We start from the raw sequence: 15252 nt of genomic DNA, 5'->3' as shown, positions 1-15252 counted from the left end.
TGCGCGACCGAGCCATATCAGGGGCATGGGCAAGCAGGGCACCGGCAAGGGACGACGCGAGGACGACGCGCACGCGCGGCGGCAGGCGGTCATCGACGGCCTGCTGGAGGACGCCCTGCGGCCGGCCTTCCACCGGCCGCCGAGCCACGAGGCGCTCTCGCCGGACATCCGGCAGGCGATCGACCGTCTCCTCGCCAAGGCGGAGGCGCAGCGCAGCCGCAACCTGACCTACGACGACCTGGAGGAGGCCTTGCCGCCCCGGGACGTCTCGGCCGAGGACCTGGAGGCGATCTTCTGGATCCTGGCCGAGCACGGGATCGAGGTCGAGGACGGCGAGGCCTGACGCGAGACCCGACTCCGGGACGCGCCTGCCCCCCTCTCGCGGCACTCGCATGTCCGCGGGAACCTCTCTATAAGCCGCGCTTCGCGCGTAGGGCGCGATCGCACGAAGGGGTGCGCGGAGAGAGGTCATGGGCGAGCGTTGGACACCGAAGAGCTGGAGGCATCTGCCGATCGAGCAGGTCCCGGCCTATCCGGACGCCGCCGCCCTGGGTGCCGTCGAGTCGCAGATCGCGAGCTTTCCGCCGCTCGTTTTCGCCGGTGAGGCCCGCAAGCTGAAGGCCGCGCTCGCGCGCGTCGCCGCGGGCCAGGCCTTCCTGCTCCAGGGCGGCGACTGCGCGGAGAGCTTCGACGAGCACTCCGCCGACAACATCCGCGACTTCTTCCGGGTGTTCCTGCAGATGGCGATGGTGCTGACCTTCGCGGGCGGCTCGCCGGTGGTGAAGGTCGGGCGCATCGCCGGGCAGTTCGCCAAGCCGCGCTCGTCGCCCACCGAGACTCTCGACGGCGTGAGCCTGCCGAGCTACCGCGGCGACATCGTCAACGGCATCGGCTTCTCGGAGGAGGCGCGGGTCCCGGATCCCCGCCGGCAGCTCGAGGCCTACCGCCAGTCGGCCGCGACGCTGAACCTGCTGCGCGCCTTCGCCACCGGCGGTTACGCGAACCTCGAGAACGCGCATCGCTGGATGCTGGGGTTCGTGAAGGATTCGCCGCAATCCTCGCGCTACCAGGACGTGGCCGGCCGCATGACCGACGCCCTCGACTTCATGCGGGCGATCGGTATCAACCCGGAGACGCATCCGGAAGTGCGGACCACCGACTTCTACACCAGCCACGAGGCCCTGCTGCTCGGCTACGAGGAGGCGCTGACCCGCGTCGATTCGACGACCGGCGACTGGTACGCCACCTCCGGCCACATGCTGTGGATCGGCGACCGGACCCGGCAGCCGGACCACGCCCACGTCGAGTACGCCCGCGGCATCAAGAACCCGATCGGCCTGAAGTGCGGCCCGTCCATGAAGGCGGAGGGCCTGATCCGGCTCATCGACCTGCTCAACCCGGAGAACGAGCCGGGGCGCCTCAGCCTGATCTGCCGCTTCGGCGCCGACAAGGTCGGCGACCACCTGCCGGCGCTGATCCGGGCGGTCGAGCGGGAAGGCCGCTCGGTCGTGTGGATCTGCGATCCGATGCACGGCAACACGATCCCGGCCGGCCGCTACAAGACCCGGCCGTTCGAGCGGGTCATGCAGGAGATCGAGGGCTTCTTCGGCGTCCACCGGGCCGAGGGTACCTTCGCGGGCGGCATCCACCTGGAGATGACCGGCAAGGACGTGACCGAGTGCACGGGCGGCGCCCGGGCCCTGACCGCCGACGACCTGCAGGACCGCTACCACACCTACTGCGACCCGCGCCTCAACGCGGAGCAGGCGCTGGAGGTGGCGTTCCGCACGGCCGAGCTGGTGAAGGCCGAGCGCAGCCACGTGGAGCGCCCGCGCCTCGACGCCGCCGAGTAGGGCGGATCACCGGACCGCGCGTCCGGCCGGCCATCGGCGCGCGCTGCCCTTAGCGGGGCGGCGCGCGCCGCCGGACGCCGCGGCGTTCAGGCGATCGCCCGGAGCGCGCCGTTCCAGCGGCGGATGACCGACGCGACCTCCGACACGGGGACGGGGCGGCTGAACAGGTAGCCCTGGACCTCGTCGCAGCCCTCGGCGCGCAGGTGCGCGAGCTGCGCCTCCGTCTCGACGCCCTCGGCGGTCGTCGTCATGCCGAGGCTGGCGCCGAGGCCGATCACCGCCCGCACGATGAAGTCGGTCCCGTCCTTCACGCACAGGTCGCGCACGAAGGACTGGTCGATCTTGATCTTGTCGAAGGGGAACGAGCGCAGGTAGCTGAGCGACGAGTAGCCGGTCCCGAAATCGTCCATCGCCACGCGCACGCCCAGCGCGCGGAGGCTGTGGAGGATCGCCGTCGTGGCGCCGGGATTGGCCACCAGCACCGTCTCGGTGATCTCCAGCTCCAGGCGCCGGCCCGGCAGGCCGGTGCGCCGCAGCGCCTCGCGCACGGCGGTGACGAGGCTCGCCGAGGTGAACTGCACCGCCGAGACGTTGACCGCGACCTTGAGCTCGTCCGGCCAGCGGGCGGCCTCCTCGCAGGCGCGGCGCAGCACCCACTCGCCGAGCGGCACGATCAGCCCGAGCTCCTCGGCGATCGGGATGAACTCGGCCGGCGAGACGAAGCCGCGGACCGGGTGGTTCCAGCGCAGCAGCGCCTCGAAGCCGCAGATCCGGTCCGTCTCGAGGCTGTAGATCGGCTGGTAGTAGACCTCGAACGCCTCCCGGGCGAGGGCGTCGCGCAGGTCGCGCTCCATGATTCGCCGCGCCATGAGGCGGGCATCCATCGCCGGCTCGAAGAAGCGGAAGGCGCCGCGCGCCTCGGTCTTGCCCCGATCGAGGGCGACCTCGGCGTTCTTCAGGAGCTTGTCCGCGTTCGACCCGTCGCTGGGGGCGAGGGTGATGCCGATGGTGAGCCCGACGCTGATCGTGTGGTGCGTGAGGCTGTAGGGCGCGCCGACGACCTCGATGATGCGCCGGGCGAGGATGGCGGCGTCCTCGGGCCGGTCGACGCCGCGCTGGACCACGATGAACTCGTCGGCCCCCAGGCGGGCGACGCAGTCGATCTCGCGCACGCAGGCGGTGAGCCGGTTGGCGACCGCGACGAGCAGCTCGTCGCCGATGCCGTGGCCGAGGGTCTCGTTGACCGGCCGGAAGTCGTCGAGGTCGATGGCGAAGACCGCGAAGCCCTGGTCGCGCCCGGCCTGGGCCACGGCCACGTCGATCTGCTGACCCACCACCACCCGGTTGGGCAGCCCGGTCAGCATGTCGTGATGCGCCATGAAGGCGATGCGGGCCTCGGCCCGGCGGCGCTCGGTGACGTCCTCGTAGGTGGCCACGAAACCGCCATCGGCGGCCTCGCGACGGTCGATGGCGACGATGCGACCGTTGCTCAGTTCCTGGAAATGCGTCTGCCACGCGCCGTTGCTGAAGGCGTCCCGCTGCTGCCGCAGCAGGGCCTCGAGATCGCAGCCGGGGTGGTTGCCGGCCGCTAGGCTGGCGCTCAGGACCTCGAGCGCGGTCATGCCGGGCACGACCGCGCCGGGCGGCAGGCCGTAGATCTCGCTGTAGCGCCGGTTGACCACCATCAGCCGGCTCTGCCCGTCGTAGAGGCAGAGCCCCTGGGACATGGTGTCGAGGGCCGCGTCGAGGCGCAGGTTGGTCTGGGTGAGGCGGCGCTCCTGCTCCTTGAGGACGCTGATGTCGCTGCACACCGCGATGAAGCCGCCCTGCCGGGTGGCGCTGCGGCTCACCCGCAGCCAGCGGCCGTCGGCCAATCGGATGTCTCCGTCCCGGGCCAGGGCCCTGAAGCAATCGTCCAGCACCTCCCGGTGCTTGTCCCGTGGCTGGTCCGCAATCCGCGTCAGGGACAGACCGGCCTCGATGGCGGCATCGAGCCCAACGAAGAAGCGGAGGGCCTGCGCGTTCGCCAGGGCGATCCGGCCGTCGGCATCGACCACCACCACGCCTTCCCGCGACGTCTGCAGCGCGTCCGTCACGAGCGCCTCGGCGACCCGGCGCTGGCTGACCTCGCGCAGCGTCAGCGCCCGGATGGTCGACCGCATCGCCGCGACGGCATCCAGCAGCCTGCTCAGTCCGTCGCGACCGCCGGTGGGGATCCGATCGTCGAGCTGACCGCCCGCGATCCGTTCGGCCGCCTCGGCCGCCGCGCTCACCGATCCGCTGATGCGGCGGGTGAGCAGCCAGGCGATCAGCCCGCAGGCAAGGATCACGAGGGCGACCGCGGCGGCGTGCCATCGGATCGCGCCCACCACCCGCTGCCGCGCCGCCTGCCTGAAGGTGAAGCCGTCGCCGGCCATGACGTTGATCAGGAGATCGATCTGGCCCTCGACGGCGTCGGCCTGCTGTTCGAGGGCCGCCGCCTGATCCGGCCGCACCGTCACGGGGTCGAGCTCGCGGCGCAGGCTCTCCCAGGAAGCCACGCCGGCCTGGACCGCCTGGGCCGTCCGCGCCGCCCGCTCGGACTGGGCACGCTCGGCCGCGATGACGAGATCCTCGGCCAGAACCGCCGAGAGATCGGTGATCTCCGAATCCCGCTTCGCCACCTCGGCACCGTCGCGGGCCTGCATCCGCCGGATGAGGGTCGTGCGCATCTTGGCGAAGTCGGCCGCCGCCGCGCGGGCGAAGCTGATCGACGTCAGGGACTCGTCGTAGGTCCGCGTGGCGAGCCCGCCCACCTGCAAGATCGCCAAGCCGGTCGAGAGCGCGAGCGCGCCCAGGAGGAGGGCGACACAGAGGAATGCGACGCCGACCGCGGCGCGGATCGTCGTGACGCGGCCCGTCAGCGTCGCGGCCGCGCGAGAACGCCCTGCTCGGTCTCCGCAATCCGTCGGCGTCTCGGGGTCTCGCATCGCACCGGTCGCTGGGTCACACGTCCGGCCAGCGATAAATGACACCTGTTAAGAGGCAATTAGCCGGCGGCCTCGCGATCTCAGATCAGTCGCGCACGCCTGGCGCACAGCAATCGGCAGATTCCGCCCAGTCGACCGCGCGATCGCGGAGATCTGCGGCACCGCGTTTCTGCCGCTGGGCGGATCCTGTCGGCCGAGCTCAAGTTTTCATCTTGATTGGCGCGCAGTTCAGCAGCGGATTCGGACGGGCCGCTTGCCGTGATGCCCATGTCGCCGCCTCGACACCGGCGTATCGAACGGTATCCGCCGCGCCGGAGGCCGTATCCGCGGACGCGCACGCGCGGATCAGTCCGGCGTTCACCGCTGAGCCGAGCGGAGCGGCCCGGGCGCGGGCGACGGTTTCAGGGGTTCGACGGACTGGCCGTCGCGCAGGTCCGGGGCGGGGCTGTAGATGATCCGGGTCTCGGCGGGCAGCCCAGATTCCAGCTCCAGCGTGCGCCCGAGATCGCGCCGCACGCGGATCGTCCGCCACGTCACCCGGTCGTCGTCGGTTAGGGTAGCGACCCTGAGGTCGTTGCCGCTGAACACCGTCGCCTCGGCGGGGATCGTCACGCCGGGCTCGGCCCGCGGGATCTTGAGGGTGACGTAGGCGTAGAGCCCGGCCCGCAGCGCCCGATCGGCGTTGGGGACATCCACCTGGGTGGTCAGCGTGCGCGACGCCGCGTTCAGCGCGACGGAGCTGCGCTCCACGAAGCCGTCGAAGCGCCGCCCCGGCATCTGCGGCACGGTGATCTCGGCCCGGACACCGGGCTCGACGCCGACGGCGTCCTTCTGCGGCACGTTGACGGTGATGCGCAGCAGGCTGTCCTGATCCATGCTCAGGAGCGGCGTGCCGCCGTTGTCGGCGCGCACGAGATCGCCGACATCGACGTTGCGCACCGTCACGACGCCGTCGAACGGCGCCACGACCCGCTCGAAGGCGGTAAGTGCCTTCAGGCGGTCGACCACGGCCTCCTGCGCCTTGATGTTGGCGGTCGCGACCTTCACGCCGGCCTCGGCGGCGGCGAGCGCCGCGGCCTGGCTGAGCACGCCCGCCTGGGTGTTGTCGGCATTCTGCCGCGAGGCCCAGCCCTGGACGGCCAGCGTGCTCGTGCGGTTGTTGGTGAGGTTGGCGAGGTTGACGTTGGCGCGGGCCTGCTCGACCTGCGCCCGCGCCTGGAGCAGCTGCGCCTTCAGCTGGCCGACCTGCGCCTCGGCCTGGGCGAGCTGCTGGTCGAGATCCGGGGCGGCGATGCGCAGGAGGAGATCGCCCGCCTTCACCCGCGACCCGATATCGACCCGGCGTTCGGCGACGTAGCCGGTCGCGCGCGCGGCGATCGCCGCCGTTGTGAAGGCCTGCATCTCGCCCGGAAGTACGAGATCGAGGGGGCCCTCGGCGCGCTCGACCGCCACGGTGCGCACCTGGGGCACGAGGGTCTTGATCCGCTCCAGAGTCGCGGTCGCCGCCGCGTCGCGCTGCCAGTGGCCGTAGGCCCCCCAGGCGAGCAGGCCGAGTCCGGCGAGGCCGACCAGCAGGAACGGGGCCTTGCCGGGCGGCGGAGGGACGTCCGCGCCCGCGTCGTGCGCCTTCATCGATCGGCTCTCCGCCCCGGACATCCGGCCGGGTCACGGTGAAGGTAGCGGTCGGCGGCCCGGACGGCCAGCGTGTGGATTGGCCGCATCGGCGCGCCGGCCTAGCGCCCCGGACCGGCCACCAGCAGGCGCCGGCTGAGGCGCTTGTGCAGGTGGACCATCAGGGCGATCCCGAAGAGGGGCGTCAGCAGGTTGAGGATCGGAACGATCATCAGGCCGGCCAGCAGGCACCCGGCGCCGAGCGTCCGGATCGAGAAGGCGCGGCGCATCTCGGCGGCCTCCGGGAGGGGGCGGAACCGGGCCGCCGCCATCTCGAAATACTCGCGGGACAGCAGGTAGGCGTTGGCCGCGAAGAAGGCGGCGATCCCGATCACCGGGATGAAGAAGATCACCAGGGCCGCGAGGTTCACCAGCAGCGTCACGCCGGCGAAGCGCAGGGCGTAGAGCATGGCCGTTCCGAACGGCATGGCGCGTCCGGGCGGCTCGTTCGGGAAATCGGTGCGCTCGACGATCTCGGCCGCGTCGTCCAGGAAGAAGCCCGCCACCAGGATCGAGACCGCCGGCATCAGGTAGGCGAGGGCCACGACGAGACCGAAACCCGCCAGGTAGTAGGCGAGGCTGTCGAGGATCGGGTACTGGGCGGAGATGTGGTGGCTCGCCTGGAACGCCTGGATCAGCCGGGTCAGGCCGAGCCAGATCAGGAGCAGGAGCCCGACCGTCAGGCCGAGGGATTTCCACAGGATCGCGCGCAGCGGCGGCGAGAAGGTCTGGCGCAAAGCCGCCGCGGCGGACTCGACGAGCATCGGGCGAGGATTCCGGCCTGCGCCGGAAGCGGCGCCGGCGCGTTGTGGAGCGGTGCGGCGACCGGTGCAAGATCGGGATCCGTCGCGGGGGCGTCAGGGTGCGGGGAGCGCGCGTGCAGGACACGACAGGACAGGTCTCGGCGCCCCGGGCGTCCGATCGCCGGTGGGTCGACCCGGTCGTCCAGCCGGCCTACAGGCCGCGCCTCGCGCCGCTGCCCGAGCACCCGGAGGTGCTGGTGATCGGCGCCGGCGCCGCCGGCATCGGGGCGGCCCGGACTCTCGCGGCCCGGGGTGTGTCCGTCGCGGTGCTGGAGGCGCGGGACCGCGTCGGCGGTCGCGCCCTGACGGTCTCCCTACGCGGCCACGCCCTCGATCTCGGCGCCCACTGGCTCCATGCCGGACCGATCAATCCCCTCGTGGCGCTCGGCCGCGCGCGCGGCGAGAGGCTCCGGCGGGCCGCGCAGGAGAGCCACGTCTGGGTCGGGGGCCGGCCCGGCCGCGCCGACGATGTCCGGGCCAACGGGCGCGCCTTCGACCGCGCGGACCGCGCCATGACCCGCGGCGCCGCGCGGCCCGGCCCGGACCGGCCGGCCTCCAGCGCCCTGCCGCCCGGGCTCGGCGCCTGGGGCGAGCGGGTCGCGCAGGTGCACGGTCTCGTCTCGGGCCGGCCGCTGGCGGAGGTCTCGCTCCACGATTTCCCCAGCCTGGAATACGGCGACAACTACTTCCTGGCCGACGGTTACGGCAGCTACATCGCCCGCTTGGCGGACGGCCTGCCGGTGGCGCTCGCGACCCCGGTGACGCGGATCGACTGGTCGGGTGGCCGCGTCCGCGCGACCGGCGCGGACGGGACCGTGTACGCCGCCCGCGCGGTCATCGTGACGGTGCCGATGATGGTGCTCCGGGACGGGCCGGCCTTCACGCCGCCGCTGCCGAACGCGGTCCGCGCCGCCATCGACGGCTTCACCACCGGCATCTACGAGCACGCTGTGCTGCACTGGCCGTCGAGCCCGTTCCGCGGCCGCGACCGGCTGGCGGCGATCCACGGCGGACGGCGCGCCCCGCCGGGGCTCCTCACCCGCATCGACGACACGCCGTTCCACTATTACGAGCTCGACCTGCACGAGGCCGCGGCGATCGATGCCGCCGGGTCCGGCGCGGACGGCGTGCGCCGCCACGTCCGCGCGGTCCTGACCGAGCATTTCGGCCGGGCGCGGCTGCGCGACCTGACGATCCCGGCGGTGAGCGCGTGGCGCCACGACCGATGGTCGCGCGGCTCGTGGGCCGTGGTCCCGCCGGGCCACGCACCGGCGCGAAAGGCCCTCCGCGCCTCCGTCGCCGACACCGTCTGGTTCGCCGGCGAGGCCCTGTCCCGCGAGCAGTGGGGCACGGTCGGCGGCGCCTACGAGGAGGGCGTCCGGGCCGCCGAGGCCGTGTCCGCCATCGTACCGGACGGCGCCCGGGAGCGTATCCGGGCGGGCACAGGCTGAGATGGGCAGGCCCCGGAAGCGGCCGGGGCGCTTGCCGCAGCCGGACAAGACGGGCATCCCCCGGCCGAAACGCGACAGGGGGCGGCGATGGATTGGGTCGAGGGCATCGGCTATCTCGGGACGGCGCTGACCATCTCGGCGACGGCCATGAGCACGATGATTCCGCTGCGGATCATCTCGCTCTGCGCGAGCTGCGCCGTGATCACCTACGGCATCATGATCGGCAGCATGCCGGTGGTGCTCACCGAGCTGATCCAGATGCCGTTCAACGCCTACCGGCTCTGGCAGATGCTGCGCCTCGTCCGCGACGTGGAGACGGCCGCCGACAACGACCTGTCCCTCGAGTGGCTGCGGCCCTTCGGCTCGAGACGCCCGTTCGGCATCGGCGAGGTGGTGTTCCGCAAGGGGGATCTCGCCACCGAGATGTACTACATCGAGAGCGGCGTGTTCCGGATCCCGGAGGTCGATCTCGAGGTGCGCCAGGGCGGTATCGTGGGCGAGCTCGGGCTCCTGTCACCGGGCAACGCCCGCACCGCCTCGCTGGTCTGCGTCGAGGCGGGCCACGCGCTGTGCGTGTCCTACTCCGACGTGAAGCAGCTCTACTACCAGAACCCGGAATTCGGGTTCTACTTCCTCAAGCTGACCAGCGAGCGCCTCTTCCAGGGGGTGCAGGGCATGTCCAAGCCCCAGGCGGTGGCCGGCGACGCGCTGTGAGGCGCCGCCGCCCAGGGCTCAGAGCATGCTCGGCAGGATGCGGTCCGGCGGCCGGTGGCCGTCCATGAAGGTCTTGATGTTGATGATGACCTTCTCGCCCATGTCGGTGCGGCTCTCGTAGGTCGCCGAGCCCATGTGGGGCAGGAGGACGACCTTGCCCTGGCGGGCGAGCTTGACGAGCCGGGGGCTGACGGCGGGCTCCTGCTCGAACACGTCGAGGCCGGCCGCCGAGATCTCGCCGCCCTCGATGAGGCGCGCCAGGGCGTTCTCGTCGATCACCTCGCCGCGGGCGGTGTTGACCACGACCGCCTCGGGCTTGAGCAGCTTGAGGCGCCGCGCCGAGAGCAGATGGTACGTCGCGGGCGTGTGCGGGCAGTTCACCGACACGATGTCGACGCGCGCCAGCATCTGGTCGAGGGATTCCCAGTAGGTCGCGTCCAGCGCACTCTCGATGGCGGCCGGCACCCGGCGGCGGTTGTGGTAGTGCACCTGCAGGCCGAAGGCGCGGGCGCGCTTGGCCAGCGCCTGGCCGATGCGGCCCATGCCCACGATGCCGAGGCGCTTGCCGGTGATGCGCCGGCCGAGCATCCAGGTCGGCGACCAGCCGGTGGTCCACTCGTCGTCCGGGATGATCCGCGCGCCCTCGGTGACCCGGCGGGCCACCGCGAGGATCAGCGCCATCGTCATGTCGGCGGTGTCCTCGGTCAGCACGCCGGGCGTGTTGGTGACCGTGATGCCGCGCTCCAGCGCCGCCGCCACGTCGATGTGATCGACGCCGTTGCCGAAATTGGCGATGAGGCGGAGGTTCGGGCCGGCCTGGGCGATCAGCCCGGCATCGATCTCGTCGGTCACGGTGGGGACGAGCACGTCGGCCTCGCGCAGGGCCGACGCCATGGCGTCCGGCGCCATCGGCGCGTCCTCGGAATTGAGCCGGACGTCGAACAGCTCGCGCATCCGCGTCTCGACGGCATCCGGCAGGCGCCGCGTCACGACCACCAGCGGCTTGCGCTTCGACACGTCTCTCTCCCCGTCAGCCCCGCGGCCCTGATCGCGGCTCGCGCCCGGCGGCTCCCGCCCGGACCGCTTCCCGCAAGCGTCCGTTAACCGAACTCGGCCAGACAGGATCGGTCACGGGGCGCCGGTTCCGGAGCCTGTTCCGACCCATCGGCCTCTCTACCAGAGGTGGGCCGGAACACAATCGGATGCGGACCGGTCCGCGCGTCGAACCGGCCCCGCTTTCGACATGTCCGGCGCCCACCAACACCACGTCTGGATAGGGAGACGACCATGCGCGTGTCACGCCTCAGCCTCGCCGTCGCGGCGGTGCTGGTCGGCGGCCTCGCGACCGGTGCCCGCGCGGCGCCGCCCGCCGGCCCCGAGGCCGGGGTCGGGCCGGTGACCAAGCTGCCGCTGCCGCGCTACGCGAGCCTGAAGACCGATCGCGTCAACCTCCGCGAAGGCCCCTCGAAGGATCACCGGACCCTCTGGGTGTTCCAGCGGGCCGGTCTCCCGGTCGAGATCGTGGGCGAGTTCGAGACCTGGCGCCGGATCCGCGATTCGGAGGGCACCGAGGGCTGGGTGCTGCACTCGCTCCTGTCCGGACGCCGCACCGCTATCGTCAACGCCGGCCCCGACAAGGGAGCCGAGAAGGCGGCCGTGTCGCTGCGGGCCAAGGCCGATGACGGCGCCGACGACGAGGCCAAGCTCCAGACGGGCGTGATCGGCAGCGTCAAGAGCTGCACCGGCACGTGGTGCCGCATGATCGTCGCTCTCCCGAACAAGCGGGACGTCGACGGCTACATCCGCCAGAATCGCCTGTGGGGCGTCTACCCGAACGAGGTCGTGGAGTAGCCGGGCGCCGCCGTGCGGCGGTACGCGCTCTCCGGAGTCGCCCAAAAGCGAAGGCCCGGACAATGCCGGGCCTCGCGTCGTCTCCGAAGAGGGTTGGATCCGAGCCTCAGCCCTGGCGGCGGCCCGCCGGACGGCTGCGGCGCAGGCGCACGATCACCTCGACACCGGCGATCTCCATGCCCTCGGGCGCCTCGGGCAGCGAATCGACCGTGATGCCGCAATCCGGCATGTCGATCACCTGGCTCTCGTCCTCCAGGTAGAAGTGGTGGTGCTCGGTCGGGTTCGTGTCGAAATAGGCCTTCGACCCGTCGAGCGCGAGCTGGCGCAGGAGCCCCGCCTCGGTGAACTGGTGCAGGGTGTTGTAGACCGTCGCCAGCGACACCGGCACCTTGGCGCGCATCGCCTCGTCGTAGAGCATCTCCGCCGTCAGGTGGCGGTCGCCGCGACCGAAGAGCAGCCAGCCCAGCGACAGGCGCTGCCGCGTCGGCCGCAGGCCGGCCCGACGCAGGCGGTCGCGCAGGTCGGACAGCGGGCAGCCGCGGCGCGGAGTCCCGTTGGCCTCCAACTGGGGAGCGGGGACCCGGCCGTTGAAGACGGCCTGGAATGGCACCGGTTCGGACATCGCTGGACTGAACGCTCGACGAGGGGCCTGAAGGAACGGATGTCTCCTCAGTATATTGAAGTGGTCGGACAGTCGCAACCCGAGCGTCGCCGCAGGCCCGCGGCTGCAGGCTTTGAAGGCGCGGCGCCCCGTGCTAACCCGCGCGCCAGCCGACGGGCCGAGTATAGTCGCCCGCGACGCGAAGATCGCGCTCATCCGAGGAAACAGCCAACGCAATGCCGCCAGACGCCGAGACACAAGCGCAGGGTGCGAACCGCCGGTCGCACTATTCCTACGAGGATCTTCTGGCCTGCGGGCGCGGCGAACTCTTCGGACCCGGCAACGCGCAATTGCCGCTGCCGCCGATGCTGATGTTCGACCGGATCACGTCCATCGGGACCGAGGGCGGCGCCCACGGCAAGGGGCACGTGACGGCCGAGCTCGATATCCGGCCGGACCTCTGGTTCTTCCCCTGCCATTTTCAGGGCGATCCGGTCATGCCGGGTTGCCTGGGGCTCGACGCCCTGTGGCAGATGCTGGGCTTCCATCTCGGCTGGCTCGGCTCGCCGGGCCGCGGCCGCGCCCTCGGCGTGGGCGAGGTGAAGCTCGCCGGCCAGGTGCTGCCGACGATCAAGAAGGTCGTCTACAACGTCGACGTGAAGCGGGTCCGTCAGGGCAAGCTCGTGCTCGGCATCGGCGACGGCTGGCTCGAGGCGGACGGCGAGCGCGTCTATCAGGTCCAAGACATGCGGGTCGGCCTGTTCCAGAGTTGAGCCGCGTCGCCGCGCGCCCGGCTCGCGGCTCGGCCGCAACGCCGGACGTTCTCGGCGGTTGAGATTGTGTCCGCGTCACCTTAGCTGACCGTGACGCGGCCCGGGCGACCGGGACCGCGACGGAGGTAGTGTCACCATCATGCGCCGTGTCGTCATCACCGGGATGGGCATCGTCTCGTCCATCGGCAACAACACGCAGGAGGTGCTCGCCTCCCTGCGCGAGGCCCGCTCGGGCATCGCGCGCGACGCCAGCTACGCCGAGCACGGCTTCCGCAGCCAGGTCTCCGGCGCCCCCACTCTCGATCCGGAGGGCGTGGTGGACCGGCGCGCGATGCGCTTCCACGGCGGCGGCACCGCCTGGAATCACGTCGCCATGGATCAGGCGATCCAGGATGCCGGCCTGGAGCAGGGCGACGTCTCGAACGAGCGCACCGGCATCATCATGGGCTCGGGCGGCCCCTCGACCCGCGTGATCGTCGAGGCCGCCGCCATCGCGCGGGACAAGGGTCCCAAGCGGATCGGGCCGTTCGCCGTGCCGAAGGCGATGTCGTCGACCGCGTCGGCGACGCTGGCGACGTGGTTCAAGATCCGCGGCGTGAACTACTCAATCTCCTCCGCCTGCGCGACCTCGAACCACTGCATCGGCAACGCCGCCGAGATCATCCAGGGCGGCCGGCAGGACATCATCTTCGCGGGCGGCTGCGAGGATCTCGACTGGACCCTCTCGGTGCTGTTCGACGCCATGGGCGCCATGTCGTCGAAGTACAACGACACACCGTCCCGGGCCTCCCGCGCCTACGACGCCAACCGCGACGGCTTCGTCATCGCGGGCGGCGCGGGCGTGCTGGTCCTCGAGGAGCTGGAGCACGCCAAGGCGCGCGGCGCCCGGATCTACGGCGAGGTCGCGGGCTACGGCGCCACCTCGGACGGGCACGACATGGTCGCGCCGTCGGGCGAGGGCGCCGTGCGCTGCATGCGCCAGGCGCTGGACGGTCTGAAGGGCGCGCGGATCGACTACATCAACCCGCACGCCACCTCGACCCCGGTCGGCGACGACAAGGAGATCGAGGCGATCCGCGAGGTGTTCGGCCGCGGCGAGGATTGCCCGCCGATCTCGGCCACGAAGTCGCTGACCGGCCATTCGCTGGGCGCCACCGGCGTGCAGGAGGCGATCTACAGCCTGCTGATGATGAACAACGGCTTCATCTGCGAGAGCGCGCACATCGACACCCTCGATCCGGCCTTCGCCGACATGCCGATCCTGCAGCAGCGCCGCGACAACGCGCAGCTCGGCCACGTGCTGACCAATTCCTTCGGATTCGGCGGCACCAACGCCACCCTCGTCCTGAAGCACGTCGACGCCTGATCGCCCCACGCGGAACCGCCGGCCTCGGGCCGGCGTTTACCCGCTGTTGAGATCTGGTGGTGGCGATGGGGACTTTCATCTTCGGAACGCTGGGCGGCCTTATGATTGCCGGCGTCGCCGCGATCTACGCCAAGCAGGTCGTGCTGGAAGAAGCGGATACCCACACGGACGGGCATTTCTGAGCCCGGCCGCAGCGCCATCGACGCCCCGCCCGCCGGCGGGGCTTTTTTTTGCCCGCCGCCAACCGCCGCCGCGTTTGGATCGCGGCGCGAGCCGCGTTAAGGCAGCCTGCCGCGGTTCGCTCGTCGCGACCGCGGTCCGGGCCCGCTCCGCGGGTCCGGCGTGCTCGGTCAGGATGTGAGTCGGCATGACGGGTTTGATGGCAGGCAAGCGCGGCCTGATCATGGGCGTCGCGAACGATCACTCGATCGCCTGGGGGATCGCCAAGGCGCTGCACGCCCAGGGCGCGCGACTGGCTTTCACCTATCAGGGCGAGGCGCTGGGCCGACGGGTGACGCCGCTCGCCGCCAAGCTCGATTCGGACATCGTGGTGCCCTGCGACGTCGAGGATCTCGCCTCCGTCGACGCGACCTTCGAGGCCCTCGACGCGCGGTTCGACGGCGGTCTCGACTTCGTGGTCCACGCCATCGGTTTCTCCGACAAGGCGCAGCTCAAGGGGCGCTACGTCGACGTGACGACGCGCGAGAACTTCGTGCGCACGATGACGATCTCGTGCTTCTCGTTCACCGAGATCGCGCAGCGCGCGGCCAAGCGGATGAACCAGGGCGGGTCGCTGCTGACCCTGACCTACGGCGGCGCCACCCGGGTCATGCCGAACTACAACGTCATGGGCGTCGCCAAGGCGGCGCTCGAGGCCTCGGTGCGCTACCTGGCGAGCGACCTGGGCCCGGACGGGATCCGGGTCAACGCGCTCTCCGCCGGCCCGATGCGGACCCTGGCGGGCGCCGGGATCGCCGACGCGCGGCTGATGTTCAATCACCAGCGGGCGCACGCGCCGCTGCGGCGCACGGTGAGCCTGGAGGACGTCGGCGGGTCGGCTCTCTACCTGCTGTCGCCGCTCTCGGGCGGCGTCACCGGCGAGGTCCACTTCGTGGATGCCGGCTACAACATCATCTCGATGCCGCGCCCGGACGTGCTGCAGGCGCAGGACGCGGCCGGCGTCGTCGGCGACGCCTGAGG

At 71.5% G+C, this 15252-nt stretch carries 14 protein-coding genes; 9 read left to right on the top strand and 5 right to left on the bottom strand.

Annotated features, from left to right (window positions below; translation table 11 throughout):
• Nucleotides 1-25 precede the first annotated feature (25 nt).
• Nucleotides 26-343 carry an RNA polymerase sigma factor region1.1 domain-containing protein gene (locus BKE41_RS14425; RefSeq protein ID WP_012319648.1) on the top strand — a complete coding sequence of 106 codons (318 nt, stop codon included), beginning with the start codon at nucleotides 26-28 and terminating at the stop codon, nucleotides 341-343.
• Between the two features lie 127 nt (nucleotides 344-470).
• Complete coding sequence (locus BKE41_RS14420) at nucleotides 471-1853, top strand: 3-deoxy-7-phosphoheptulonate synthase class II (protein ID WP_012319647.1); 1383 nt, start codon at nucleotides 471-473, stop codon at nucleotides 1851-1853.
• An 86-nt stretch (nucleotides 1854-1939) separates the two neighbouring features.
• Here the strand turns inward: BKE41_RS14420 and BKE41_RS14415 are convergent, their stop codons facing one another.
• The 3 genes from BKE41_RS14415 to BKE41_RS14405 form a co-directional block, all read right to left on the bottom strand.
• Entirely contained in the window at nucleotides 1940-4822 is a 2883-nt protein-coding gene (locus BKE41_RS14415; protein ID WP_070999664.1) for an EAL domain-containing protein, read from the bottom strand.
• 357 nt (nucleotides 4823-5179) lie between these two features.
• Complete coding sequence (locus BKE41_RS14410; RefSeq protein ID WP_058606785.1) at nucleotides 5180-6454, bottom strand: efflux RND transporter periplasmic adaptor subunit; 1275 nt, start codon at nucleotides 6452-6454, stop codon at nucleotides 5180-5182.
• A 101-nt stretch (nucleotides 6455-6555) separates the two neighbouring features.
• Nucleotides 6556-7257, bottom strand: coding sequence for a sulfate transporter family protein (locus BKE41_RS14405; RefSeq protein WP_012319644.1), 702 nt, complete (start codon nucleotides 7255-7257; stop codon nucleotides 6556-6558).
• A gap of 230 nt (nucleotides 7258-7487) precedes the next feature.
• Between BKE41_RS14405 and BKE41_RS14400 the strand changes: the two genes are divergently transcribed.
• Nucleotides 7488-8747 (top strand): NAD(P)/FAD-dependent oxidoreductase, encoded by a 1260-nt coding sequence (locus BKE41_RS14400; protein ID WP_245295974.1) that lies wholly within the window; start codon nucleotides 7488-7490, stop codon nucleotides 8745-8747.
• Nucleotides 8748-8834: 87 nt separating this feature from the next.
• Nucleotides 8835-9461 (top strand): cyclic nucleotide-binding domain-containing protein, encoded by a 627-nt coding sequence (locus tag BKE41_RS14395; RefSeq protein WP_012319642.1) that lies wholly within the window; start codon nucleotides 8835-8837, stop codon nucleotides 9459-9461.
• Nucleotides 9462-9479: 18 nt separating this feature from the next.
• On the opposite strand, the gene BKE41_RS14390 is transcribed toward BKE41_RS14395, so the two are convergent.
• Entirely contained in the window at nucleotides 9480-10478 is a 999-nt protein-coding gene (locus tag BKE41_RS14390; protein WP_012319641.1) for a D-glycerate dehydrogenase, read from the bottom strand.
• A gap of 270 nt (nucleotides 10479-10748) precedes the next feature.
• On the opposite strand from BKE41_RS14390, the gene BKE41_RS14385 reads away from it, so the two are divergent.
• Nucleotides 10749-11312, top strand: a complete 564-nt coding sequence (locus tag BKE41_RS14385) for an SH3 domain-containing protein (RefSeq protein WP_012319640.1) — start codon at nucleotides 10749-10751, stop codon at nucleotides 11310-11312.
• A 106-nt stretch (nucleotides 11313-11418) separates the two neighbouring features.
• Here BKE41_RS14385 and irr read toward each other — a convergent pair whose 3' ends face one another.
• Nucleotides 11419-11934, bottom strand: a complete 516-nt coding sequence (gene irr / locus BKE41_RS14380) for a Fur family transcriptional regulator Irr (RefSeq protein ID WP_012319639.1) — start codon at nucleotides 11932-11934, stop codon at nucleotides 11419-11421.
• A 215-nt stretch (nucleotides 11935-12149) separates the two neighbouring features.
• Here irr and fabA point away from each other — a divergent pair, with 215 nt between their 5' ends.
• The 4 genes from fabA (at nucleotide 12150) to fabI (ending at nucleotide 15250) form a co-directional block, all read left to right on the top strand.
• Nucleotides 12150-12686, top strand: coding sequence for a 3-hydroxyacyl-[acyl-carrier-protein] dehydratase FabA (gene fabA / locus BKE41_RS14375; RefSeq protein WP_012319638.1), 537 nt, complete (start codon nucleotides 12150-12152; stop codon nucleotides 12684-12686).
• Between the two features lie 139 nt (nucleotides 12687-12825).
• On the top strand, nucleotides 12826-14052 hold the full coding sequence (gene fabB, locus BKE41_RS14370) for a beta-ketoacyl-ACP synthase I (RefSeq protein WP_012319637.1): 1227 nt from the start codon (nucleotides 12826-12828) through the stop codon (nucleotides 14050-14052).
• Nucleotides 14053-14111: 59 nt separating this feature from the next.
• Complete coding sequence (locus tag BKE41_RS32440; protein ID WP_268821226.1) at nucleotides 14112-14234, top strand: hypothetical protein; 123 nt, start codon at nucleotides 14112-14114, stop codon at nucleotides 14232-14234.
• 185 nt (nucleotides 14235-14419) lie between these two features.
• The gene (gene fabI / locus BKE41_RS14365) at nucleotides 14420-15250 is read left to right on the top strand and encodes an enoyl-ACP reductase FabI (RefSeq protein WP_012319635.1); all 831 of its coding nucleotides are present in this window, start codon (nucleotides 14420-14422) and stop codon (nucleotides 15248-15250) included.
• The last annotated feature ends 2 nt before the right edge of the window (nucleotides 15251-15252 follow it).

This window comes from Methylobacterium sp. C1, from assembly GCF_001854385.1.
Classification (GTDB): Bacteria; Pseudomonadota; Alphaproteobacteria; order Rhizobiales; family Beijerinckiaceae; genus Methylobacterium; species Methylobacterium radiotolerans.
The sequence above is the reverse complement of the archived record's forward strand: the minus strand, read 5'-3'. Positions and strand labels throughout refer to the sequence as shown.